Below are 24,543 nucleotides of genomic sequence, written 5' to 3'. Positions count from 1 at the left end.
AGTGAAGAGAGCTTTGGAGGTTGCTAGAGGAAATTTTAGTATTCTGGCAGGTTTCCCGCCTTAAGGGTTTGAGTGGATAGTAGTTCTATCAAATAGAGTGGTAACGCGGAATTTTCGTCTCTTGGTCATATGGCCAAGGGACTTTTTTTATCGAAATCGCAATAGCTGTGATGTGAATGATAAGATTTTTGTCAATAATATTCCGGAAATTATTGATTTTCCAAGTTATAATTTGAGTTATACTATCAACAGGAGTGGTACCGCGATTAATCGTCTCTTGGATATTTTCCAAGAGATTTTTTTTATACTTGTCATTAGATGCGAGTAGGATATGAAAATGAACACAATGATAAAAATGAAAATAATTATATGGAGGATAAGGATATGAAATTATTTAATAAAAAAATTACAAAAAAAATGCTAGCAGCTTTGTTAGTCGCTACCGTTTCAATAACTGCAATAGGGTGTAGCAAAAAAGCTGCTAGTAATTCAGATACACAGGCGACTTCTAAAAGCACTCTTGAAAGCATAAAGGCTAAGGGTACCTTGGTAGTAGGTACTGCTCCTGGATATCCACCCTTTGAGTTTATTAAATCAACTGATGGAAAAAGTGAGGTTGTAGGTGCAGATATTGATCTGGCAAACAAAGTAGCAGAAAAGCTCGGTATAAAGCTAGAAATAAAAACAATGGATTTTGATTCACTGATTCCTGCTTTGGTATCTGACAAAATCGATATGGCGATAACAGGTATGACGCCAACTGACGAAAGAAAGAAAACAATAGATTTTTCTGAGGTGTATTTTACTGGTACAAATTCACTTATTGTAAAGGCTGATTTTAATAAGAAAGCTGAAGCTGTCGATGATTTAAAGCAATTAAAGATAGGTGTTCAAAAAGGGAGCACTCAAGAAATACTAGCAGTGGAAAAGCTAAAGGTTCCTAGTACAAAATCGTTATTAAATATTCCTGATTTAGTATCAGATTTGAAAAATGGAAATATTGAGGCGGTAATTGCAAGCTCTACAGTTGCAAAAATCAATGAAAAGCAATTTGAAGGTATAAAGGTTTTGGATATCAAAGGCTTGTCATCCTCTGATGCGGGAGAAACAGCTGCAATAGCATTAAAAAAGGGAAATAATGAGGAATTACTGAAAGAAGTAAATTCATTGATAAAAGAGCTGCATGATAGTGGTGAATATGACAAGATATTGAATAAAAATATTGATATAGCAGGTCAGCAGAGCGCTGAAAAATAGAATTGAAAAATAAAATAACAAATAGAGCTGAAGCAAAAGGCAAATAAAGTTGAAATAAATTGTAAATAAAGTTGAAATAAATAGCAAATAGAATTGAAGTAAATTGTAAATAGAGTTATAAAATAAAGCTTCAAAAGCAATAATTAAGCTTTATAGGATATTAAAAGGAGATAGGAGAAAAATAAAATGACAAAAATAGTTTTAGCATACTCAGGTGGCTTGGATACATCAGTAATAATACCATGGCTAAAGGAAAATTATGAGGGCTGCGAGGTGATTGCAGTCTGTGTAGATGTTGGGCAGGGTGATGAATTAGATATAGTTTATGATAAGGCGATAAAAAGTGGAGCAGGTAAGTGTTACATAGTTGATGCAAAGGAAGAATTTGCGAAGGACTACGTTTGGAATATGATTAAATCTGGAGCAAAATACGAGGGTAAATATCTACTGGGAACATCGGCAGCTCGTCCTCTAATCTCAAAGGAATTGGTAAAGGTTGCAATGAAAGAAAATGCTGACTATATTTGTCATGGAGCAACAGGAAAAGGAAATGATCAGGTTAGATTTGAATTATCTATAAAGGCACTTAGTCCGGATACAAAAATAATTGCTCCTTGGAGGGTTTGGGATATTAAGTCTAGGGAGGATGCAATAGATTATGCAAATGCTCATGGAATAGAGGTTCCGGTAACTAAAAAAAGACCATATAGCATGGACAGAAATGTGTTTCATCTAAGTCATGAGGGAGGAGATTTGGAAAATCCTGCAAACCAGCCAATTGATGATCTTTGCTTGATTTGTACAAATCCAGAAAATGCACCAGATAAAGCTGAATACGTAACAATAAGCTTTGAAAAAGGAAATCCAGTTGCCATAAATGGAGAAAAGATGGAGCCGCTGGCGTTACTAGAAAAAGCCAATGAAATTGCAGCAAAAAACGGAGTGGGTATTCTTGATATAGTTGAAAATAGATTGGTTGGAATGAAATCGAGAGGTGTGTACGAAGCTCCTGGTGGAGCTTTATTGATGGAGGCACATACTGTTTTAGAAAGCTTGGTTTTAGACAGAGCGACAATGTCGTACAAAAATCAAGTTGCCATCAAGTATTCTGAATTAGTTTACGATGGAATGTGGTATACACCATTGAGAGAGGCATTAAACGCATTTATAGAAAGTACTCAGCAGACTTGCACAGGAGATGTAAGGATGAAGCTGTACAAGGGGAGCTGCTATTCTGTTGGAGCTGAATCACCGTATTCTCTATATAGTGAGGAGCTAGTTACCTTTGGTGAGGACAACGTATATAACCAAATGGATGCAGAAGGGTTCATCAATTTATTCGGCTTGCCACTAAAAATGAATGCAAGGATGAAGATAAAAAATGGAATAGATTTATTCTAAATAAAAGGAGATTATTATGAAAAAGCTGTGGGGAGGAAGATTTGAAAAAAATACGGACTCATTGATGGAGGATTTTAACTCATCGATAGGTTTTGATAAAAAGCTGTATCATTTTGATATTATCGGTAGTAAGGCTCATGCGACAATGCTGGCAAAATCTGGAATAATATCAGACAAGGAATGTGAGGAAATAGTAGATGCACTTACGGAAATAGAATGTGAAATTGAGAGTGGAAAAGCGGAGTTTTCCACAAAAAATGAAGATATTCACATGAATATAGAAGTGCTTTTGACTAATAAGATAGGCGAAGCTGGAAAAAAGCTTCATACTGCTAGAAGTAGAAATGATCAGGTTGCCTTAGATTTAAAGCTATACTCAAGAGATGCTGTAATAAATATTCAAGAGCTGTTAAAGCAATGGATTAAAACCTTGATTAAAGTGGCAGAAGATAATATCGATACCGTGATGCCGGGATACACTCATCTTCAAAGAGCACAACCCATAACTCTGGCACATCATTTAATGGCATATGTAGAAATGGCAAAAAGGGATTATTTGAGATTGTCATCATGGCTTGAAATTCATAATACAAATCCGCTTGGAAGTGGTGCTTTGGCTGGGACCACATTTGAAATAGATAGGCAATATACAACAGAACTATTAGGGTTTTCTAGTCCGACATTTAATTCACTTGACGGAGTAAGCGATAGGGATTACGCAATTGACTTATTGAGCAATGCAAGTGTAGGTATGATGCATTTGAGTAGATTGTGCGAGGAGCTAATATTGTGGTCAAGTCAGGAATTTGGATTTGTAGAAATAGATGACGCATATAGCACAGGTAGCTCAATGATGCCTCAGAAAAAAAATCCTGATGCAGCAGAGCTGATTAGAGGAAAAACAGGCAGAGTTTACGGTGATTTATTATCTCTATTGACTACAATGAAGAGCTTACCACTTGCGTATAATAAAGATATGCAGGAGGACAAGGAATGCTTATTTGATGGTGTAGAGACATGGATAAAATGCTTATCAATTATGATTCCAATGGTCAGCACCTTGAAAATAAGAAAAGAAAATATGCATAAAGCGGCTTGTGGAGGATATACAAATGCGACGGATTTGGCTGATTATCTAGTCAAGAAGGGTGTTGCATTTAGAGACGCTCACAGGATAACAGGAGAAATTGTTTTGGACTGCATATACAAAGACAAAACCTTGGATGACATATCACTTGAAGAATATAAGGCTTACTGCAATCTAATAGAAGAAGATGTGTATGAGGAGATAAGCGTATTTACCTGTGTAAGTAAGAGAAACGTGATAGGTGGTCCTAGTATAGAGTCTGTAAAAAAACATATTAATGTGATAAGTATTTTTTTAAAGGATATATAGTATCTCTCTTTATGCTACAGTTCAGGTTCATTTGAACTGTAGCATATTTTCATGCATCCCTATTGTGTTATATTAAAGAAAATGGCTTAATAGTTACATTTTCACAAATATTAGCTCTATGATTTTTCCATTTTTTGATACAATTTCACTATGGAATGAAAATCCATCATAGTTAAATTTTTTAATCATTTCAATACTATCTGCTCTGTTTTTAATGGTATAATTAACCATTTTTCCTCTCGCCGGTTTGGAAATTGTTGAATGGGTGGTCAATTTATTGTTTTTAATTGCTTTAAACGAGCAAGTAACGAATGTAGCTTCATTATCCAAATATTTTTTTACTACTTTTGAATATTCATCAGAGGCTAGATTTAGGATTATCTTGTCATTATGCGATTTTAAATCATTTTTAATTCGCTCGAAAATAAGGTTATTCCAATATTCATAAAGATTTTTTGTTTTATTTATTGCTAGCCCTGTAGACATTTCCAAGCGATACGGATATATTGAATCTAGTGGGCTTAATATTCCGTATAGACCAGATAATATTTTGATATGGTCATTAGCATAAAATAGCTCGCTTCGATTTAAATCTGAAGCCTTAATTGCTGTGTACTGCATACCCTCATATGCCAGTATCGCTGGTATTCCATTCTTGTCAAATTTGAAGCCTTTGTATCTTTCGTGATTTAGTGACCCTATTTCCGCATTTGTCTTCATCAGCTTGCATATATCATCAATAGCTAAGCTTTTTAAATTGCCTACTATTTCTTTTGCGTTTTCCAGAAAATGAGGAAGCGATACGTCTTCTTTTTTTATTATATTGTAGTCGTGATAGTCAAAGCTATTGAATCCCTTTGCAGGCGAAATTATTGTAATCATATTGTCCCTCTCTTTCATATAATACCTATAGCTATTAATTAATTATAAAGCCTTTATTAATTTTTTATAAAATCACACATTTTATCGATTATTTATTTTAATTTTTTACATTAATATGATATCATAAATAGAGATGTTGTAAAGGTCTAAAAAAGTGAGAGGTTACGTATGATTGAATTGAAATTAATAATAGGTCTAAATAGGACTGTAAATAAAATTAATAGAAAGACAGCTTTTTTATGCAAGCAAAATGGACTAACATTAAGTCAATTCGCAGTTTTGGAGGCACTGTATCACAAGGGGGATATGTCTGTTGGTAGCGTAAAGGACTCAATATTGAGTACAGATGGTACCATTCCTGTTGTTGTTGGAAATTTGGTAAAAAATGGATTTATTACAAAAAGAAAGGCTTCAAACGACAAGAGAAGTAATATTTTGAGTTTGACTGAAAAAGGAAGGGATATCATTAAAAAAGTGTATCCAATGAACGAAAAATTGATAGTAGAAGAGTTGGCGAGATTGAAAGACTATGAAAAGGAAGAATTGCTTAGGCTATTAAAGAAGCTTGGATCTTAACTAGTGAATATAGTATTAGATTCCTGGTATATAGAAAAATGTGGTGCTGCGTTAGTTGTAGGTGGTCATAATTCAGTATCTGACAAAACTGTTCAAAAAATGCTTTATCCGTCAAAATAGTATATTTGTTTTATCAGTATATTGCTATATAAAACTATTTATTAAAAAATAAAAATGTATAATTCAAAAAGTAGGCAAAAATTTTGTCTACTTTTTTGATTTTTGGTAAAAAACTATTGAAAAAAACTGTATATTAAGTTATTATTTTATTATAAAGTTCGTATATAATAGAATATTTAGTATATAAATGGTGTATATAATATGAATTATTTACCATTATTTGTATTTTTTAAAGGAGAGATAATATGAAAATTGCGGTAATTATGGGATCAAAATCAGATCTTCCCAAATTGGAAAGTGGTATTGAATTGATTAAAGCAATGGGAGTTGATATAGCTGTCAGAGTTCTTTCAGCACATAGAACTCCAGTTGAATTATCAAAATTCCTTGAAGAAATTGAGGGAAATGTAGATGTGATTGTAGCGGCGGCAGGAAAGGCTGCTCATTTGCCGGGTGTTGTAGCGGCACAAACATTAATTCCAGTAGTTGGACTCCCAATCAAATCATCCACTATGGACGGTTTGGATTCTCTTTTATCTATGGTTCAGATGCCAGGAGGTATTCCGGTTGCAACTGTCACTATAGATTCAGGCTTAAATGCAGCTTTGATGGCTCTTCAGATCGGTTCTATAAAATATCCGGAAATAAAAGAACAATTAAAGAGGTATAGGCTTGAAATGGCACAAAAGGTATTAGATGATGATAGGTCTTTGAATAGTTAATTTTGTATAAACAATGACTAATTTTGCGTGAATAATAAAAATTTATTTAGTATACGTGAATAATAAACATTTATTTAGTATAAGAATAATAGCTAGTATATGTAAATAAAAATTGTTTATTTAATGTTTTAAGGAGAATATTATGTTGACTTACAAGAGTTCAGGTGTAGATATTGATGAGGGAAATAGAGCTGTAGATTTAATTAAAGGCAAGATTAAGTCTACATATGATTCAAATGTAATTGGAGATCTTGGAAATTTCAGTGGTTTGTATTCTATAAAGGAATTTATGGGATATGAAGAACCTGTGTTATTGGCATCTACTGATGGAGTTGGAACAAAGCTGAAGATAGCTCAGATGATGGACAAACATGAAACTGTAGGTATCGATTTGGTTGCTATGTGTGTAAATGATTTGATCTGTCAGGGAGCAAAGCCATTGTTTTTCTTGGATTATATCGCACTTGGTAAATTAGTACCAGAGCATATAGAAAAGGTAGTCGGTGGAATCGCTGATGGATGTAAAATCAGCGGATGTGCATTAATCGGTGGCGAGACTGCAGAAATGCCAGGCATGTATGGTGAAGAAGATTACGATTTGGCAGGATTTTCCATAGGAATTGCAGACAAGAACAAAATATTAAGCGGACAAAATGTAAAAAAAGGTGATGTATTAGTCGGCATTTCTTCAAGTGGCGTTCACAGTAATGGATTTTCATTTGTTAGAAAGATTTTTTTAGATGAGTATAAGATGGACTTGAGTGAGCATGTAGATTCTCTTGGAATGAGTCTTGGCGAAGCATTGTTGACTCCTACAAAGATTTATGTAAATTTAGCATTAGACTCTATAAGAAATAGTGAAGTAAAAGCTATTGCTCATATTACAGGTGGAGGTCTGGTTGAAAATATTGTCAGAGTAATTCCAAAGGGGCTTGGTCTTGATATCAATATTAATTCTTGGGACAAGCCTGAAATTTTCAAGTTGATTGAAAGCTTCAATGCAGTTGAGACAAGAGAGCTTCATAAGAGTTTTAACATGGGGATAGGACTGGTAATGATAGTTGACGAAAAGGATGCGGATAGACTGGTAGACTTTATCAATAGTAGAGAAAGTGAAAATGTAAAATACGTAGACGACAAATATAAGGATTTGATGCAAGATAGAGCTTATATAATCGGTAAAGTAACTGATTTGCATGATGGAGTGGAATTTTTAGAGAAATAGTCGGAAAGGATTTTACAATGAAGAAAATTGGAGTACTCGTTTCTGGTGGTGGAACTAATTTACAATCGCTGATTGATGCAGTTGAGCAAGGAGAAATAAACGGAGAGATAGCAGTAGTTATTTCAAATAAAAAGGACGCCTTTGGATTAGAAAGGGCGAAAAAACATAATATAGAATCCATTTATTCGAATAATGAAGAAGAAATAATCAATGCATTAAGAGAAAGAGAGATAGACTTGGTTGTATTGGCAGGATTTTTGAAGATATTGAGCAGTAGATTTACAAATTCATTTGAAAACAAGATTATCAATATACACCCATCATTGATACCTTCGTTTTGTGGAGTGGGGTATTATGGATTGAGAGTTCATGAGGCTGCAATTAAATATGGGGTAAAGGTAAGTGGGGCAACAGTTCATTTTGTCGATGAAAATGCTGACACTGGACCGATAATAACTCAAAAAACAGTTGAGGTTTTACCTACTGATACAGCAGAGGATTTACAAAAGAGAGTATTGAAGGTTGAACATGAAATACTTAAAGAATCAGTTAAAAAAATATGTGATGATAAAATAAAAGTTGTAGGTAGATTGGTATTTGTTCAAGATTAGTATGGCAATATGATAGGCTTGAAAAATGATATATTTTAAGATAAAGAAAGGTTGTATACAATGAAAAGAGCTTTAATCAGTGTTACAGATAAGACAGGTGTAGTAGAATTTGGTCAAAAATTAAATGAGCTTGGATATGAAATAATATCTACAGGAAATACTTATAAAAAATTGTATGAAAATGGTGTTAATGTTATTCAAGTAGAAGATGTTACAAATTTTCCTGAAATCTTAGATGGAAGAGTAAAGACTCTAAACCCATATGTTCATGGAGGAATCCTTTATAGAAGGGATATTCAGACTCATGTCGATACTGTTGAGGAATTGAATATCAATCCAATTGATATAGTTGTAGTGAGCCTTTATGACTTTGAAGGAGCAGTTAACAGTGGCAAATCTCATGAAGAAATAGTCGAAAATATTGATATCGGCGGTCCTTCGATGATAAGATCGGCATCAAAAAACTACAAGGATGTTACGGTAATCGTGGACATAGATGACTATTCAATGGTAGTAGAAAAATTAGAAAATGGTGGATTATCTCTGGAAGATAGAAGAAAACTTGCATATAAGGCATTTTCTACAACGGCAAGATATGATGCATTGATATCTTCATACTTTGCCGGTGTTGTAGGAGATAAATATCCTGAAATACTAAATATGACTTTCGAGAAAGAAACAGAACTAAGATACGGAGAAAACGGGCATCAGAGAGGATTTTTGTACAAGCAACCGAATGCTAAAAATCCAATATTAAATTATGAGCAATTGAATGGAAAAGAGCTATCATTTAACAATATCAATGATTTAGCCGGCTGCCTTGAATTTATGAGAGAATTTAAGGATTCAGATAAGGTTTGTGCCGTAGCTATTAAGCACGCAAATGCCTGTGGTGTTGGGCTAGGAAAAGACTCTTTGGAGGCGTATACAAAGTGCTTTGAATCCGATAAGGTTTCAATTTTCGGAGGGATTGTAGGAATAACTTCAACTGTCGACAAAGAAACTGCAGAAATGTTAAAGTCAATCTTTCTGGAGATAATTGTTGCATATGATTTTGAGCCGGAAGCATTGGAAATATTGAAAACAAAGAAGAATCTTAGAGTTCTTAGGCTTCAAAAAATTGAAGAAAGTAAACAACCATTTGATATGAAATATCTTGATGGAAAGTTACTTCTTCAGGATAAAGATACTGTTTTAACAGAAAAATTTGATGTAGTGACTGTAAAGCAACCTACAGAAGCCGAAATAAATGATATGGATTTTGGAATGAAAGTGGTGAAAAATTTAAAATCAAATGCGATCGCTATCGTGAAGGATGGACAAACTCTTGCAATGGGGTGTGGACAGACATCAAGAATATGGGCATTGAGCAATGCGATTGTCAACAACAAGGACGAAAAGAGCTTTGAGGGGGCGGTACTAGCATCAGATGCATTTTTCCCATTTGATGATTGTGTGAAATTGGCAGCAGAATATGGTATCAGTGCTATTGTACAGCCTGGTGGTTCAATAAGAGATGAGGATTCAATCAAGGCTTGTGATGAATTGGGAATCACTATGGTATTTACAGGAACAAGACATTTTAAACACTAAAATCACAAAAATTTGGTTTGGTTTTTTAGAAAATAACACTAATCGTATATTTAATGGATCGGAGGTTTCTTATGAAGATATTGGTCGTAGGTGGCGGTGGAAGAGAGCACGCAATTTGTTGGAAATTATCACAGGAAAAACAGGTGGAAAAAATTTACTGTGCACCTGGTAATGCAGGGATTGAATCGGTTGCAGAATGTGTTGATATTAAAGATACGGAAATAGAAAAATTGGCAGATTTTGCCTATGAGCATAATATTGATTTGACTGTTGTTGGTCCGGAAGTTCCTTTGGTGATGGGAATATCTGATGAGTTTTCAAAAAGAGGGCTGAGAGTTTTTGGTCCAGATAAAAGCTGCTCCAGATTGGAAGGAAGCAAGCTGTTCTCAAAGGAATTTATGGTTAGACATGGTATACCTACTGCGAAATATAAGGAATATACAGATATTGATAAAGCAATTGAGGAAATCGACAGCTTTGGATATCCAGTGGTGATAAAAGCAGACGGCTTGGCAGCGGGTAAGGGTGTAGTGATTCCAACAAACAGAGAAGATGCAATAGATGCTCTAAATATGATTATGAGAGATAAGAAATTTGGTGATTCAGGAAATCTTGTTGTGGTTGAAGAGTATTTGACTGGAATTGAAACATCTATACTTGCCTTTGTTGATAAAAATACAATTGTTCCAATGGAGAGTGCAAAGGATCACAAAAAAGTATTTGAGAAGGAAACAGGACCGAACACCGGTGGAATGGGTACTTTTTCTCCAAGCACTATATACAGCAGAGAGCTAGCTGAAAAAGTGTATAATGAGGTTTTGATAAAGTCACTAGAAGGCTTCCAAAAAGATGGTCTTGAATTTAGAGGAATACTTTTTGTAGGCTTGATGATAACAGAAAATGGCGAAAAGGTATTGGAATACAATTGTAGATTTGGAGATCCAGAGACTCAATCAGTTTTGTTGAGATTGGAAACAGACCTAAGTGAAATAATGATGGCTATAGCTGAAGATAGACTTTCAGAAATTGAAATAAAGTATTCTCAAGAGGCTGCAGCTTGTGTTGTTCTTGCATCTGGTGGTTATCCTGAGGATTACGAAAAGGGAAAGGTCATAACGGGATTAAATGATGTGGATGACAGTATTGTGATATTCCACAGTGGAACTAAAAGGTTTGACGAAAGCATAGTTACGAATGGTGGTAGAGTTCTCGGAGTTTGCTCAAAGGGAGCAAGTGTAGAATTGGCGGCTAAAAACGTGTACGCAAACATTGGAAAAATCAGCTTTGAAGGAATGCATTTTAGAAAGGACATCGGAATAGATTATGAGTAATGTTAAGAGAGTTTTTGTAGAAAAGAAGGATGGATTTGATCTGGAATCTCAAGCGATGAGGAATGATATTTCTGATAATCTCCATATAAAGGTTGGTAAGGTAAGAGTTATTAATAGATATGATATAGAAAATATCGGTGAAAACGCCTATAGAAGGGTTGCAGAAGCTATTCTATCAGAGCCAAATTTGGATAATGTGTACTATGAAGAAATTCCGGATATTAGAGATGAAAGAATGTTTGCAATTGAGTACCTTCCTGGACAGTATGATCAAAGAGCTGACTGGGCTTCGATGTGTGCTGAAATCGTAAATGATGGAAAGAGACCGAATATTAACTCTTCAAAAGTGATAGTTATCGAAAAGGGAATTTCTGATGATGAATTCGCTAAAATAAAAAAATATTTAATCAATGCTGTAGATAGCAGAGAGGCTTTATTGGAAAAGCCTGAAACCTTGGAAATTACTTACGAAAAGCCCGAAGAGGTTGAAACTATCGATGAGTTCTCTAAGCTGGATGAAAATGGGTTATTGAAATTTCTTGAAAAGTATGGATTGGCGATGACTCTTGAAGATTTAAAGTGTGTTCAATCGTATTTTGGAAACGATGAAAAGAGAGATCCAACAATAACAGAAATAAAGGTACTGGATACGTATTGGTCAGATCACTGTAGACATACTACATTTATGACTAAATTGTCATCTGTTGAAATACCAGAAGGCAGATTCACCGATGTGATAAAAGAAACATATGATAAATATCTTGAAGATAGAAAATATGTGTACGGCGACAGAGAAAAGGATATTTGCCTAATGGATTTGGCAACTGTTGCAATGAAAAAGCTAAAGAAGGAGGGTAAGCTTCAAGATTTAGACGAAAGCGAAGAAATTAATGCTTGTAGTATAAATATTGATGTTGAAATTGATGGCAAAAATGAAGAATATCTTTTGATGTTTAAGAATGAAACACACAATCATCCGACAGAAATAGAACCTTTTGGTGGTGCTGCAACTTGTCTTGGTGGAGCTATTAGAGATCCATTGTCAGGCAGAAGCTATGTATATCAAGCAATGAGAGTAACTGGCTCTGCAGATCCAAGAGCTTCGCTTGAAGATACGCTTCCTGGAAAATTAATGCAAAAGAAAATAACTACAGAGGCTGCAAATGGATATAGCTCTTATGGAAATCAAATAGGATTGCCTGCTGGACAAGTTGTAGAGGTTTACGATGAAAATTTTGTTGCGAAGAGAATGGAGGTTGGTGCAGTTATAGCAGCAGCTCCAAAGGAAAATGTAATCAGAAAAAGACCAGAGGCTGGTGACGTTATTATATTACTTGGCGGAAAGACTGGTAGAGATGGCTGCGGTGGTGCAACTGGATCGTCAAAGGAGCATTCTGAGGAAAGTATTACGACTTCATCTGCAGAGGTTCAAAAGGGAGATGCTCCAAATGAAAGAAAGCTTCAGAGATTTTTCAGAAATGCTGAGGCAGTAAAAATGATTAAGAGATGTAATGATTTTGGTGCTGGTGGTGTATCTGTTGCTATTGGAGAAATTGCAGAAAGCTTGGATATAAATCTTGATTTGGTGCCTAAGAAGTATGATGGCTTGGACGGTACAGAGATGGCTATTTCAGAATCTCAAGAAAGAATGGCAGTTGCTATAGACGTAGAGAATATGGACAGATTTATTGAGCTGGCAGGATTGGAAAACCTGCAGGCAACTCATGTCGCAACTGTAACTGATACAGGCTATCTGAGGATGACATGGAATGGAAAAGACATTGTAAATATTAAGAGATCCTTCTTGGATACAAATGGGGCAAAGCAAGAAGCCGATATTGAAGTGGCTGAAATACCTGAAGAATCAGCTTATGTTGATTTGACATCAGTCACAAGCTCTTACGAGGATGTTCAGGGTAAATTTGAAGCGGCAATGAGAGATCTAAATGTATGCTCTCAAAGAGGTATGGTTGAAAAATTTGACAACTCAATAGGTGGTAATACTGTCGTTATGCCTTTTGGTGGTAAATATCAATCTACGCCTACAAACGGTATGGTTGCGAAAATTCCAGTTTTGGATGCTGAAACAAATACATCCTCAATAATGACATTTGGATATAATCCAAAGCTTGGTAAATGGTCCACATTCCACGGTGCGATGAATGCAGTTGTAGAATCAGTGGCAAAGCTTGTTGCTCTTGGTGGAGATTATTCAAAAGCCAGATTAACCTTCCAAGAGTATTTTGAAAAGCTAGGAAGGGACAAGGTTCGTTGGGGTAAACCGTTCTCTGCATTACTGGGAGCATACTATGCCCAGACGAATTTTGAAATTCCGGCTATTGGTGGTAAAGATAGTATGAGCGGTACATACAAGGACATCGATGTTCCGCCTACATTGGTTTCATTTGCTGTTACTACACAAGCTGCAGGAAATATTGTTACTCAGGAATTCAAGAAAGCTGGAAGTACAGTAGTATTAATAGAAGCTGGACAGAAAGATTATGCTTTCCCAGATTTTGATTTATTGAAGAAAAATTTTGAGGTGATACATAGGGCAATAGAAAATAAAAAAATATTGACTGCTTATGCCTTGGGCTATGGTGGAATCGGCGAGGCATTGGTAAAAATGGCTTTTGGTAACAGAATAGGCTTTAGCTTTGATGATGGAGTGGCAGACTTGTTTGATGACAGGGATGAGCTATTCAAGCAATCATATGGAAGCATCATAGTTGAAATAGAAGATGCCGATTTAGATCAGCTTGATGGATCAAATTATGTGATTCTTGGAAAGACAATTGAGCTACCGATCATTGAAATATTTGGCGAAGAAGTCGATATCGAAAGACTTAATCAGATATCAGAGGAAGTACTTGAACCAATATTCCCAACAAAAGCAAAAAAAGCTATAAGCTCTGATATTGAAAATATAAGCTATCATAGAATTGGCGAAGTATCAAAAGCTTCTTTGAGTATAGTAAAGCCTAGAATATTCATACCTGCATTTCCTGGAACTAACTGTGAATACGATTCAGCGAGAGCATTCAGAAGAGCTGGAGGAGATGCTCATATTGGAGTATTTAGAAATATGAGTTATGCCGATATTGAAGCTTCTATAGATATGATGGTTGATGAGATAAATAAGAGTCAAATAGTCATGATTCCAGGAGGATTCTCAGCCGGTGATGAACCAGATGGATCTGCAAAATTTATAGCGACAGTGTTTAGAAATCCAAAAATAGAAGAAGCTATAATGAATTTACTTAATAATAGAGATGGTCTGATGATAGGTATTTGTAATGGATTCCAGGCATTAATAAAGCTCGGACTAGTACCATATGGTGAAATAAAAGCACCTTCAGCCGATATGCCTACATTGACATATAATAATATCGGCAGACATCAGGCAAAAGTAGTGAGGACTAGAATAGCCTCAAATAAGTCTCCTTGGTTGGCTGCAAATGAAGTCGGAGATGTTCATTCAATAGTCATTTCTCATGGAGAGGGAAAATTTGTTGCCAGTGAGGATATAATGAAGTCTTTAATTGAAAACGGACAGATAGCTACTCAGTATGTCGACTATGAAGGCAATGCTACTTATGATATAGACCATAATCCAAATGGATCTTATTTTGCTGTGGAGGGTATTACATCAGTTGATGGAAGAATTTTTGGTAAAATGGGTCATTCAGAGAGAATAGGAAAATACGTGATGAAAAATATTATTGGTAAAAAGGATCAGAAGCTATTTGAGTCCGGAGTAAAATATTTTAAATAATGCACACAATAACTTTTTATAAATTTCATATTACCTTTGATTTATTTAATTAAAAGCAAGATTGGTGGATATTACATCCACCGCTCTTGTTTTTTGTATATATGCCAGCAAAATAATAATGTAAGAATTTCAGTAATTGGAAACGCAATCCACACACCAGTAATTCCACAAAATCTAGTAAATATCCACATAAATGGAATAAGTAGAGCTAGCTGTCGTGACAGGTTAATATATACACTATATTTTACCTGACCTATTGATTGCATTAGAGATGCAAGCATAGTGGATATTCCGTTGAAAATATAGCTACAAACCATTATTCTAAGAGCTGGAACGCCCAATTCCATCATGGAATCAGATGCCATAAAGATTTTAAGGACTTGTCTAGGAAAAACTGCCAATAATAATGCACCTAATGTCATCAAAAGTACTGCAATTATTGTTCCTTTTTTAAAGGTGTCCAGTAACCGATCTTTATTTTTTGCTCCATAGTTGAAGCTCATGATTGGTATGCATCCCTGAATTAGGCCGTTTACAGTCATAACTACAACCTGCTGAGCCTTAAAATATGCACCAAAAAATGCAACAGCAGTCGTTGAATACACTATCAGGAACATATTCGCAAATGAGACCATAAATGCACCAAGTGCGTTCATAATGAAGGATGGTAATCCTAGAATAACTATGCTTTTAAATATTTCCAGATTTATTTTGAAATCCCTTATCTTAATCTTTACCTTTTGCTTTGTAAAGATAAGGACATAAAATGCCAACATCATCGAAAGAGTGTATCCAAGCACAGTTGATATTGCGGCACCTTCAGCTCCCATTTTTGGAAAAGGACCAAATCCAAATATTAGTATTGGATCCAGGACGAAATTCAGCAATACTCCAGCCATTTGAAATAGCATGGGTGCAATCATATTTCCAGTTCCTTGAATTATTTTCTGAATTGCTATGTGTATCATATTTGGAACCTGAAAAAAAGCACAGATTGTCATATATTTTATCGCCAAAGAGTATATAGAATAATCTTGAATAATAGCTCTAAAATACGGCTTTATTATTAGGAGTATTATTAAATTTAATACGATGCCCAATACTGTAGAGATTAATAATCCATGTGTAACGACTGAATTTGCCTCGTCAAAATTTTTACCTCCCAGGTTCTTTGAAATCAGTACGTTGATTCCAACTCCAATGCCTATCGACATAGCCAGCATAAGTGTCGTTATAGGAAATGAGAGAGATACTGCGGTCAAGGCATCTTCACTAATCCACGATACGAATATGCAATCTACAAAGTTGTATGTGTACTGAAGGAACATCGAACACAGAGGAGGTATTGACATATTTAATATCAATGGAAGAATTGGCATAACCTCCATTTTGTTTTTAGCTGAAGCTTTGGGTAAGGATATTTTTGAATTCATAGATTATTCTCCATAAAATGTATTAAAATACTTTAATAAGTGTATTATACACTATTTTTGAGCCGTATTGATAAAAATTTTTGTGGTGTTTGTAGCTAAATTAATGGTAAAATAAAGTGAGGTGATGATATTGGAAATGACTTTGTGTTACATGGAAAAGGATGATAGGTTTTTGATGCTGCATAGAACTAAAAAGGAAAATGACATAAACAAAGGTAAATGGATTGGTGTTGGTGGGAAATTGGAAGACGGAGAAACACCGATTGAAGGGATAATGAGAGAGATAAAGGAAGAAACAGGTTATACACCAAACTACTGTAGGTTCAGGGGTATAGTGGTATTTAATTATAACGATAATCCTTCAGAGTATATGCATTTATACACCTGTGACAATTTTAATGGAGAAATGACTGTTTGTGATGAAGGCGACCTGAAGTGGATTGATAAGAAGAGAATATTTGATTTAAACCTATGGGAGGGTGATAAAATATTTTTGAAGCTGATAATGAAGGAAACACCAGTCTTTAATCTTGTACTAAATTACAAAAACGATGTTTTGATAAGTCACTCGTTGGAATTTGAGAAACAATAATTATTCTATTTATTTTATTTGGGAGGTGTAATTATGAGTGGAGTTTTGGAACACAAGTGTCCGGCTTGTGGGGCATCGGTTGTATTTGATGCCAAAAAACAGAAGGTTTCTTGTCCGTATTGTGGTACTGAATTTGAAGTTGAGGCATTTGCTGATAAGTCCGAGGAATTTAAAAATGATGCAGTAGCTTATGGTAAAGATAACAGAAAATCATTGAATGCTGATATTTCTCAAGGTAGTGCGGAAGGTATGTTTGACAATGGCAGTCGTGATGAGGGTGCATTTGGAGAGTATACGGCTGAAGCAGATGGCGATAAATATATAGACGAGGAATTTGATTTGTATACGTGTAATTCCTGTGCAGCTGAGTTACTTTGTGATGAAAATACTGTTGCAACGAAATGTCCATACTGTGACAGTGAAATTGTATTTACCGGAAGAGTGTCAAACCAGTTAAAGCCAGATTTTATCATTCCGTTTAAAATAGATAAAAAGGCCGCTAAAAAGGCTTTGGTTGAACATTACAAAAACAAAATACTTTTGCCAAAGGTATTTAAGGACGAAAACCATATTGATGAAATCAAGGGAATATATGTACCTTATTGGGTTTACGATTATTGTGTTCAAGGGAGTGCAGTATTTAATGCTGAAATAGTTAGCTATTATTCAGATTCTGAATATGATTATATAAAAACAGATTTTTATGATATCTTAACAGAGGGAAGGTGCGTCTTTGATTCAATACCGGCAGATGGTTCATCCAAATTAGATGATACATTGATGGAGTCAATAGAGCCCTTTAATTACGATGCTAAGGTTGATTTCCAATCGATTTATCTTTCTGGATTTTTGTCAGATAAATATGATGTAAGCAGTGATGAAGTGGAATCGACTGTCAAGCTTAGAGCTGAAAGCTCGCTTTTGAATGAATTGAGAAATTCAGTTGTAGGATACGATTCAGTTTCTCCAAAATATCATAATATAGAGGTTACTGATAAAAATTTAAAGTATGCTATGATGCCAGTGTGGATACTAAATACCACTTGGAATAAAAATAAATATATTTTTGCGATGAATGGTCAAACTGGAAAATTTGTTGGAGATCTTCCAATAGATAAAAAGAAGCTTTCTATCATTTCAATAATTTCATTTATCATATTTTTTATAATTGGTGCATTGATATTTTTGAGATAGGGGGGGATGTATATGAGAGAATTTATTAATGACAATGCTTATATAAAATTAGTCAAAAAAATTGCAGCACTGGCAATGCTGATAGTAATGCTATTACCTATGGCTGTTTTTGCAGAGGAGGATTATTCACAAGGCAGCTCAGAGCTGGCATCCAAGCCACGAGTGTTTGATAAAGCCGATGTTATGGGAAGTGAAGTCAAAAGCAAGCTGGAGAAAATATCAAATGATGTGAAGAAAAAATACGGAGCTGATGTTATATTTGCTGCAGTAAATACGCTAAATGATAGAAGTGCAACAGAATATGCGGATGATTTCTTCTACAAGAACGGATATGGCGAGGATAATAATAGAAATGGACTGGTATTTTTGATAGCTATTAAAGATAGAAAATGGGCTATATCTACAAATGGAAAAACAATCAATGCATTTACGGATGCTGGTCAAGCTTATATTATGAATAATGTATTACCTTATTTAAAGGATGATAATTTTTCTGGTGCATTTTCAAAATTTGGTGATTATGTAATTGATTTTTATGAAAAATATACTCAAGGCAAGCCTTATGATAAGTCAACCTTGCCGAAAAAAAAGAGAAGTATTCTATTGAGCATTGCATACACCCTTGGTGTAGCTATAGCTCCAACTGCACTCATAGCATTTTGTTTAATACAACAGATGAAATCTGTAAGAAAGCAGACAACAGCATCAAGCTATTTGAAAAGAGATCAAAGCGATGCCAGAGTGGTAAGTGAAAACTATATTAGATCAGGCTTGGTTAGAAATAGAAGAATGGATGATGAGGATGGAGGCAGTAGTACCCATAGAAATTCATCAGGAGGAATAAGTGGAGGTAGCTCGGGTAGCTTTTAAAGGTATTAGAAAATATGATTAGCTTAGATATAAACGCAGGAGGTAAAATATGGGATTAATTAAAGCTGGAATTGGAGCAGTATCAGGAACTTTGGCAGATCAATGGAAAGAGTTTTTTTACTGTGATTCATTGGATTCAGAAACACTGATTGTAAAGGGTGTAAAGCAAATAACTTCAAGATCATCAAATAAACGTGGCAATGATAATATTATTTCCAATGGAAGTGGAATAGCAGTAGCAGATGGTCAATGTATGATTATAGTTGAACAGGGGAAAATAGTAGAAATGTCTGCAGAGCCAGGTAATTTTACATTTGATAGCTCGACTGAGCCTAGTATTTTTTCTGGAAATTTAGAAGACAGTGTAAGAAATACATTCTCAGCTATGATTTCAAGGTTTGGTTTTGGAGGAGATACCGGTAAAGATCAGAGAGTTTACTATATTAATACGAAGGAAATAGTAGATAATAAATATGGAACTCCAAATCCTGTTCCGTTCAGAGTCGTTGATAAAAATATAGGCTTGGACGTCGATATATCAATTAGATGTAATGGTGTTTATTCATATAAAATAGTAGATCCGTTACTTTTCTATACGAACGTAGCTGGAAATGTTGGTGAAGTATTTGAAAGAGAGCAGATAGATGCTCAATTAAAGAGTGAATTACTGACTGCTTTACAGCCAGCATTTTCAAAGATTTCAGATATGGGAATTAGATATAGCTCTCTACCAGGGCATACAGTAGAGCTGGCTGATGCTTTAAATGAAGTTTTAAGCAAAAAGTGGACAGAGCTTCGTGGTATAAAAATAGTTTCTTTTGGAGTTAACTCTGTCGTTGCAAGTAAAGAAGATGAAGATATGATAAAGACTCTTCAGAGAACTGCAGTAATGAAGGACCCTACGATGGCAGCTGCTACATTGACTACTGCTCAGGCTGATGCAATGAGGGCTGCGGCATCAAACCAGGGTGGTGCTATTACAGGCTTTATGGGGCTTGGTATGGCTCAAAATGCTGGTGGAATCAACGCACAAGATTTGTATGGAATGGGTCAAGCTCAGCAACAAAAACGAATGGAACAAAATGCCCAAGCTCATGTGAATAGTGTGGGATCAGATTCTTGGGTATGTTCATGTGGAAACAATGCTACAGGTAAATTCTGTACAGAATGTGGAGCAAGGAGACAGGAAGACGGATGGATTTGTGTGAAATGTGGAGCTTCAAATAAAGGAAAATTCTGTTCAGAATGTGGAGAGAAAAAACCAGAAGCTAGCAATTTTGAATGTAAAAGCTGTGGATGGAAGGCGGAAAATTCAGAGCTTGCTCCGAAATTTTGTCCAGAATGTGGAACTCCAATGAGATAACCTATGAAGTAGAGGCTTCTAAATGTATCTGAAAAAGTAGCCCTTTAAATAATAATATGAAATAAATACAGCATATAATATACATAAGAAATACATATTAAATGTAATTTAAACACTTAGATTCAAAATTTCGAATATGCTTCATATTAAAATAAGCTAATATATGCTTAAAAAAGACGATTTTTGATTTAAAATAATAATTTATTTTTATTATTTGTTCAAACAATCGTCTTTTGAATTATTATTAACATTATTTAATATAAAAAAAATAAATATGGTTTTATTTGATAATTAAGCATTAATCATGATTTAATTAAAATTATATGATAAAAATAGTGAAAAAAATCTCTATAACAAATGTTTAATAATTTTTAGATTAGTAAGACTTTATTTGTTTTTTTGATTTCATATTAAATTCATACTAAAGTAATAATATATCAGTGTAGATTATTATTTAATCATATTTTCGGTATTTTTTTAATTTTCAACAGAAAATTGCTAAGAAAAATCAAAAATGGTTAATATTTTTAAGGAGGCTTTAGGTATGAAGACAATTTTAGAGGTAAATTCGTTTATTGGTAATATCGTTTGGGGTTGGCCGATGCTTATTCTATTGCTAGGCACAGGTCTACTTCTTGGTATTAAGACAAAATTTATTGTATTGTCAAGATTTGGGTATGTTATGAAAAGCACTTTTCTTAACATATTTAAAAAAGGATCAGAGGGAGATGGAGAAGTAACTGCTTTTCAAGCTGTTTCTACGGCTTTGGCAGCCACAGTTGGTACTGGAAATATTGCCGGTGTTGCCCTGGCAATATCCGTTGGAGGTCCAGGTGCAGTATTTTGGATGTGGTTATCGGCATTATTGGGAATGTCCACAAAATTTTCTGAAGTTATTTTGTCAGTTACTTATAGAGTTAAAGATGATAAGGGGTCATTTTCTGGTGGTCCTATGTACTACATTGAGAGGGGGATAGGAAATAGGACTTTGGCAAAGCTATTTGCTTTGTTCGGAGCACTAGCTTCATTTGGTATAGGAAATATGACTCAGTCAAACTCTATTGCACAGGTTACGAATGCGAGCTTTGGCGTTAATCCTATATTAGTTGGAATCGTGTTGGCGGTGTTAACAGGAATAGTTATTTTAGGTGGAATAAAAAGAATTGGTTCAGTTACTGAGAAATTGGTTCCATTTATGGCACTATTTTATATAATAGGTGCATTGGCTATAATAATAATGAATATAGGACAAATTCCAAATGCTTTTGGGTTGATATTCAGTTCTGCATTTACAGGTCATGCAGCAGCTGGAGGCTTTGCAGGTTCAACATTGATGATAGCGATGAGAAATGGCATTGCCAGAGGTGTGTTTACCAATGAAGCAGGTCTTGGTAGCGCTCCTATAGCTCATGCTGCTGCAACTACTGACCATCCTGTTAGACAAGGTATGTGGGGGGTATTTGAGGTTTTTATGGATACGATTGTAATATGTACGATGACAGCTCTTGTAGTATTAGTGACAGGTGTTTGGGATTCAGGTCTTCAAGGTGCTGCTCTTACATCATCTGCCTTCAAAGCAGGATTTAGCGGCGGACAATACATTGTGACTATCGGCTTAGCATTATTTGCATTCTCAACAATACTAGGATGGTCATATTATGGTGAAAAATGTACACAATATATCTTTGGAAAAGGTGCAGTAAAATTCTATAGGATACTATACATACCATTGGTTTTTGTTGGTTCAATCGGTGGATTGCAGGCAATTTGGAGTATATCAGATACTCTAAATGGATTAATGGCAATTCCGAACCTAGTAGGATTGGTACTTCTTTCCAAGGTTGTCATAGCAATGGTGCAAGATTTCTTTAAAGACCCTGATAGAATTAGATGTTCCGAAGATGAGTATATTTCTGCTCTTCCTGAAAGATATAGACCACAAAAGTAATTTTTTTTAAAACCTATGTGGTGAATTTTTCTGTCTGCTGCATACTGAAGATTGTTTGTTAAAGCTCATATATTTCAAGAACTCTTAGAAATTCACCATATTGCATACAATCTAGCTTCTCTAAAATATCTTGAGATATAAGGATATCAAGCATTTCTTTATCTGATATATTTAATGCACAAGAAAGAACAGTTATGGAAATATCTTTTTCTATGACTGTTTTTCTTATGTAATTATCTATTGAATTGTCGTTTTCATCTGTAATATAGTCGAACAAGTTATACTCCATGTCTTTTTTCTCCTAGAAAAAAATAATTATATACTCTGATATTACGATAGTTTTGATAATAATTCAAGAGCAATTTGTTTTATGTTTGCAGCTAAAGCTGATATAGTATATAGCTTCAATATGAAAGAGCCGATGCTTCACCTGAATTAAATTTATAAAAATAGAAGCCCGTAAGACTAAGCTTGCGACCTTCTTACGGGCTTTTTTATATCTTATCCTATTTAATAAGCTTTAAAATATATCTCAGTATATATCGTATATCTCAGTATATATAATATATCCTGTTATATCTGAATTGAATTACTTTAAAAGGGCCTCTCCAACTTTATAAATTGGACCTGCACCACAGGTTATTATCAAATCATCAGCTTCTAGGTTTTTCCTAAGATAGCTTTCAATCTCTTCAAAGGTAGGGATATATGTCACATCCACATTGTTGTGGTATAGCTTTTCAACCAAATCCTTAGAGCTAATATCTCCGGGATTTTTTTCTCTGGCTGCGTAGATATCTGTAATAATTACCTTATCAGCTGAATAAAATGCCTCTGCAAATTCCTTTAGCAATGCTTTTGTTCTTGAATACGTATGAGGCTGGAACACGACCCACAGCTTATTTTTCTTCAAAGTCTTAGCTGCAGATAAAGTAGCCTTTACTTCTGTTGGATGGTGGGCATAATCGTCAACTACCAAAGTGTTTTTGAAGTATCCCTTTTTTTCAAATCTTCTACCAACGCCCTTGTATTCTTTGATTGCTTTCTTTATTACATCAGCCTCAATATTTGATACGATAGAGGCAATAATGGCTGCAGCTGCATTGTAAACATTGTGAAGACCATACACTGACAGCTCGAATGTACCTAAATTCACTCCTTTGTAGTTAAGCTTGAACATCGCAAAGCCATCCTCATCATATCTTATCTCAGAGATTATTGCGTCATTATCGTCTTTTTGTCCAAATTTTATAATAGTAGCATCTACATCATACATAATATCCTTTGTATTTTCGTTATCTCCATTGACTATGAAATATCCATCCTCTGGAAGCAATTTTCCAAATTTATTAAAAGAAGCCTTTATCTCCTCTATTCCCGAAAAATAATCTAGATGATCCTCTTCAATGTTTAATACGATGGAAATGAATGGATTGAAGCTTAAAAAGCTATCCACATATTCGCAGGCTTCGGTTATAAAGTTTTCAGAGGATCCGATTCTAACATTTCCACCTATTGTGCTAAGATTACCACCAACAAGGATAGTAGGGTCCTTTTCAGCATAATTAAAAATTGTCGAAAGCATACTAGTAGTTGTGGTTTTTCCGTGAGTACCTGAAACTGCAATAGAATTTTTATACTCTCTCATTATTTGACCCAAAAAAGCTGCCCTATTTATCATTAGAATATTTTTTTCCTTTGCAGCCAAAAATTCTTCATTTTCATTAGATATTGCGGCAGTATAAACAACAAGATTTATATCGTCTGTGATATTTTCTTTTTTCTGACCGATTGTTATTTTAGCTCCCAAGCTTATTAAATTGTCAACTAGGTGTGACTCCTGCATATCAGATCCAGATACATTGTAGCCTTTGTTGATACAAATTTCAGCCAATGCACTCATATTAATTCCACCAATTCCAATAAAATGTATATTCATATACTATCCACCTCTCATATTATTTTATGCGAATTAAAAAGTAAAATAAAATTTGAAAAATTCGCTAAAAAGTATACAACATGAACGTTTAATATGTTATAATTAATAAATGTTCAGAAATGTTTTAATTGAGATATGTGTATAATATCAAATAGATTTTCATCTATAAAAACAAGATTTCTGAAACATCAGACAAAGAATAATATTAAATCGTTTACAGAATATATTATAACATAAAGAACAGAGCTTTGTTTGTTTTTATAGAAAGAAAAATAATTAATTTAAATAATATCAAAAAAAGAATTAATAATTTAT

The 24,543-nt window shown here is 34.5% G+C and carries 19 protein-coding genes and 1 other annotated feature (1 of these 20 only partly in view); of the genes, 15 read left to right on the top strand and 4 right to left on the bottom strand.

Annotated elements, in window-relative coordinates:
- Positions 1–125 (top strand) — a binding site (T-box leader) (it extends 81 nt beyond the left edge of the window).
- Positions 126–384: 259 nt separating this feature from the next.
- The 3 genes from BM120_RS05295 to argH all read left to right on the top strand — a co-directional run bounded on the left by BM120_RS05295 (position 385) and on the right by argH (position 4,054).
- Positions 385–1,257 carry a transporter substrate-binding domain-containing protein gene (locus BM120_RS05295; protein WP_091993978.1) on the top strand — a complete coding sequence of 291 codons (873 nt, stop codon included), beginning with the start codon at positions 385–387 and terminating at the stop codon, positions 1,255–1,257.
- Between the two features lie 186 nt (positions 1,258–1,443).
- On the top strand, positions 1,444–2,658 hold the full coding sequence (locus tag BM120_RS05290; protein ID WP_091993876.1) for an argininosuccinate synthase: 1,215 nt from the start codon (positions 1,444–1,446) through the stop codon (positions 2,656–2,658).
- A 16-nt stretch (positions 2,659–2,674) separates the two neighbouring features.
- The gene (gene argH / locus BM120_RS05285) at positions 2,675–4,054 is read left to right on the top strand and encodes an argininosuccinate lyase (protein WP_091993875.1); all 1,380 of its coding nucleotides are present in this window, start codon (positions 2,675–2,677) and stop codon (positions 4,052–4,054) included.
- A 93-nt stretch (positions 4,055–4,147) separates the two neighbouring features.
- On the opposite strand, the gene BM120_RS05280 is transcribed toward argH, so the two are convergent.
- Positions 4,148–4,936, bottom strand: a complete 789-nt coding sequence (locus BM120_RS05280) for a YaaA family protein (protein WP_177187376.1) — start codon at positions 4,934–4,936, stop codon at positions 4,148–4,150.
- A gap of 168 nt (positions 4,937–5,104) precedes the next feature.
- Between BM120_RS05280 and BM120_RS05275 the strand changes: the two genes are divergently transcribed.
- From BM120_RS05275 to BM120_RS05245, 7 genes are all read left to right on the top strand, one after another.
- Complete coding sequence (locus tag BM120_RS05275; protein WP_091993871.1) at positions 5,105–5,512, top strand: MarR family winged helix-turn-helix transcriptional regulator; 408 nt, start codon at positions 5,105–5,107, stop codon at positions 5,510–5,512.
- A gap of 365 nt (positions 5,513–5,877) precedes the next feature.
- Positions 5,878–6,354, top strand: coding sequence for a 5-(carboxyamino)imidazole ribonucleotide mutase (gene purE / locus BM120_RS05270; RefSeq protein WP_091993869.1), 477 nt, complete (start codon positions 5,878–5,880; stop codon positions 6,352–6,354).
- 142 nt (positions 6,355–6,496) lie between these two features.
- On the top strand, positions 6,497–7,579 hold the full coding sequence (purM, locus tag BM120_RS05265; RefSeq protein ID WP_091993868.1) for a phosphoribosylformylglycinamidine cyclo-ligase: 1,083 nt from the start codon (positions 6,497–6,499) through the stop codon (positions 7,577–7,579).
- A gap of 17 nt (positions 7,580–7,596) precedes the next feature.
- Positions 7,597–8,190: a phosphoribosylglycinamide formyltransferase gene (purN, locus tag BM120_RS05260; protein WP_091993867.1), complete on the top strand. Its 594-nt coding sequence runs from the start codon at positions 7,597–7,599 to the stop codon at positions 8,188–8,190.
- Positions 8,191–8,250: 60 nt separating this feature from the next.
- Positions 8,251–9,783 (top strand): bifunctional phosphoribosylaminoimidazolecarboxamide formyltransferase/IMP cyclohydrolase, encoded by a 1,533-nt coding sequence (gene purH / locus BM120_RS05255; RefSeq protein WP_091993865.1) that lies wholly within the window; start codon positions 8,251–8,253, stop codon positions 9,781–9,783.
- A gap of 71 nt (positions 9,784–9,854) precedes the next feature.
- Entirely contained in the window at positions 9,855–11,114 is a 1,260-nt protein-coding gene (gene purD / locus BM120_RS05250; RefSeq protein WP_091993864.1) for a phosphoribosylamine--glycine ligase, read from the top strand.
- Positions 11,107–14,889 carry a phosphoribosylformylglycinamidine synthase gene (locus BM120_RS05245; protein WP_091993862.1) on the top strand — a complete coding sequence of 1,261 codons (3,783 nt, stop codon included), beginning with the start codon at positions 11,107–11,109 and terminating at the stop codon, positions 14,887–14,889. The genes purD and BM120_RS05245 overlap by 8 nt, the downstream gene beginning before the upstream one ends.
- 71 nt (positions 14,890–14,960) lie before the next feature.
- Here the strand turns inward: BM120_RS05245 and BM120_RS05240 are convergent, their stop codons facing one another.
- Positions 14,961–16,322, bottom strand: a complete 1,362-nt coding sequence (locus BM120_RS05240; protein WP_091993861.1) for an MATE family efflux transporter — start codon at positions 16,320–16,322, stop codon at positions 14,961–14,963.
- A gap of 151 nt (positions 16,323–16,473) precedes the next feature.
- Here BM120_RS05240 and BM120_RS05235 point away from each other — a divergent pair, with 151 nt between their 5' ends.
- From BM120_RS05235 to BM120_RS05215, 5 genes are all read left to right on the top strand, one after another.
- On the top strand, positions 16,474–16,914 hold the full coding sequence (locus BM120_RS05235) for an NUDIX hydrolase (RefSeq protein WP_242941566.1): 441 nt from the start codon (positions 16,474–16,476) through the stop codon (positions 16,912–16,914).
- 33 nt (positions 16,915–16,947) lie between these two features.
- The gene (locus tag BM120_RS05230) at positions 16,948–18,108 is read left to right on the top strand and encodes a TFIIB-type zinc ribbon-containing protein (protein WP_091993857.1); all 1,161 of its coding nucleotides are present in this window, start codon (positions 16,948–16,950) and stop codon (positions 18,106–18,108) included.
- Between the two features lie 12 nt (positions 18,109–18,120).
- Complete coding sequence (locus tag BM120_RS05225) at positions 18,121–18,978, top strand: TPM domain-containing protein (RefSeq protein WP_177187375.1); 858 nt, start codon at positions 18,121–18,123, stop codon at positions 18,976–18,978.
- 49 nt (positions 18,979–19,027) lie between these two features.
- Positions 19,028–20,341, top strand: coding sequence for an SPFH domain-containing protein (locus tag BM120_RS05220; RefSeq protein WP_091993854.1), 1,314 nt, complete (start codon positions 19,028–19,030; stop codon positions 20,339–20,341).
- 544 nt (positions 20,342–20,885) lie between these two features.
- Positions 20,886–22,289: an alanine/glycine:cation symporter family protein gene (locus tag BM120_RS05215; protein WP_091993853.1), complete on the top strand. Its 1,404-nt coding sequence runs from the start codon at positions 20,886–20,888 to the stop codon at positions 22,287–22,289.
- A gap of 58 nt (positions 22,290–22,347) precedes the next feature.
- Here BM120_RS05215 and BM120_RS05210 read toward each other — a convergent pair whose 3' ends face one another.
- Both BM120_RS05210 and murC read right to left on the bottom strand, forming a co-directional pair.
- Complete coding sequence (locus tag BM120_RS05210) at positions 22,348–22,578, bottom strand: hypothetical protein (RefSeq protein WP_091993851.1); 231 nt, start codon at positions 22,576–22,578, stop codon at positions 22,348–22,350.
- Between the two features lie 300 nt (positions 22,579–22,878).
- Positions 22,879–24,228 (bottom strand): UDP-N-acetylmuramate--L-alanine ligase, encoded by a 1,350-nt coding sequence (murC, locus tag BM120_RS05205; RefSeq protein WP_091993849.1) that lies wholly within the window; start codon positions 24,226–24,228, stop codon positions 22,879–22,881.
- Positions 24,229–24,543: the final 315 nt, after the last annotated feature.

It is taken from the genome of Peptostreptococcus sp. D1 (assembly GCF_900112955.1).
Lineage (GTDB): Bacteria > Bacillota > Clostridia > Peptostreptococcales > Peptostreptococcaceae > Peptostreptococcus.
This window is presented reverse-complemented; position numbering and strand designations above follow the sequence as displayed.

Excerpts from the sequence above, each read along its gene's own strand:
- purD (WP_091993864.1), top strand. The coding sequence starts at position 9,855 with ATGAAGATATTGGTCGTAGGTGGCGGTGGAAGAGAGCACGCAATTTGT.
- purH (WP_091993865.1), top strand. The coding sequence starts at position 8,251 with ATGAAAAGAGCTTTAATCAGTGTTACAGATAAGACAGGTGTAGTAGAA.
- BM120_RS05280 (WP_177187376.1), bottom strand. The coding sequence starts at position 4,936 with ATGATTACAATAATTTCGCCTGCAAAGGGATTCAATAGCTTTGACTAT.
- BM120_RS05220 (WP_091993854.1), top strand. The coding sequence starts at position 19,028 with ATGGGATTAATTAAAGCTGGAATTGGAGCAGTATCAGGAACTTTGGCA.
- BM120_RS05295 (WP_091993978.1), top strand. The coding sequence starts at position 385 with ATGAAATTATTTAATAAAAAAATTACAAAAAAAATGCTAGCAGCTTTG.
- BM120_RS05230 (WP_091993857.1), top strand. The coding sequence starts at position 16,948 with ATGAGTGGAGTTTTGGAACACAAGTGTCCGGCTTGTGGGGCATCGGTT.
- BM120_RS05215 (WP_091993853.1), top strand. The coding sequence starts at position 20,886 with ATGAAGACAATTTTAGAGGTAAATTCGTTTATTGGTAATATCGTTTGG.
- BM120_RS05275 (WP_091993871.1), top strand. The coding sequence starts at position 5,105 with ATGATTGAATTGAAATTAATAATAGGTCTAAATAGGACTGTAAATAAA.
- BM120_RS05290 (WP_091993876.1), top strand. The coding sequence starts at position 1,444 with ATGACAAAAATAGTTTTAGCATACTCAGGTGGCTTGGATACATCAGTA.
- purE (WP_091993869.1), top strand. The coding sequence starts at position 5,878 with ATGAAAATTGCGGTAATTATGGGATCAAAATCAGATCTTCCCAAATTG.
- BM120_RS05235 (WP_242941566.1), top strand. The coding sequence starts at position 16,474 with ATGGAAAAGGATGATAGGTTTTTGATGCTGCATAGAACTAAAAAGGAA.
- murC (WP_091993849.1), bottom strand. The coding sequence starts at position 24,228 with ATGAATATACATTTTATTGGAATTGGTGGAATTAATATGAGTGCATTG.
- BM120_RS05245 (WP_091993862.1), top strand. The coding sequence starts at position 11,107 with ATGAGTAATGTTAAGAGAGTTTTTGTAGAAAAGAAGGATGGATTTGAT.
- purN (WP_091993867.1), top strand. The coding sequence starts at position 7,597 with ATGAAGAAAATTGGAGTACTCGTTTCTGGTGGTGGAACTAATTTACAA.
- BM120_RS05210 (WP_091993851.1), bottom strand. The coding sequence starts at position 22,578 with ATGGAGTATAACTTGTTCGACTATATTACAGATGAAAACGACAATTCA.
- purM (WP_091993868.1), top strand. The coding sequence starts at position 6,497 with ATGTTGACTTACAAGAGTTCAGGTGTAGATATTGATGAGGGAAATAGA.
- argH (WP_091993875.1), top strand. The coding sequence starts at position 2,675 with ATGAAAAAGCTGTGGGGAGGAAGATTTGAAAAAAATACGGACTCATTG.
- BM120_RS05225 (WP_177187375.1), top strand. The coding sequence starts at position 18,121 with ATGAGAGAATTTATTAATGACAATGCTTATATAAAATTAGTCAAAAAA.
- BM120_RS05240 (WP_091993861.1), bottom strand. The coding sequence starts at position 16,322 with ATGAATTCAAAAATATCCTTACCCAAAGCTTCAGCTAAAAACAAAATG.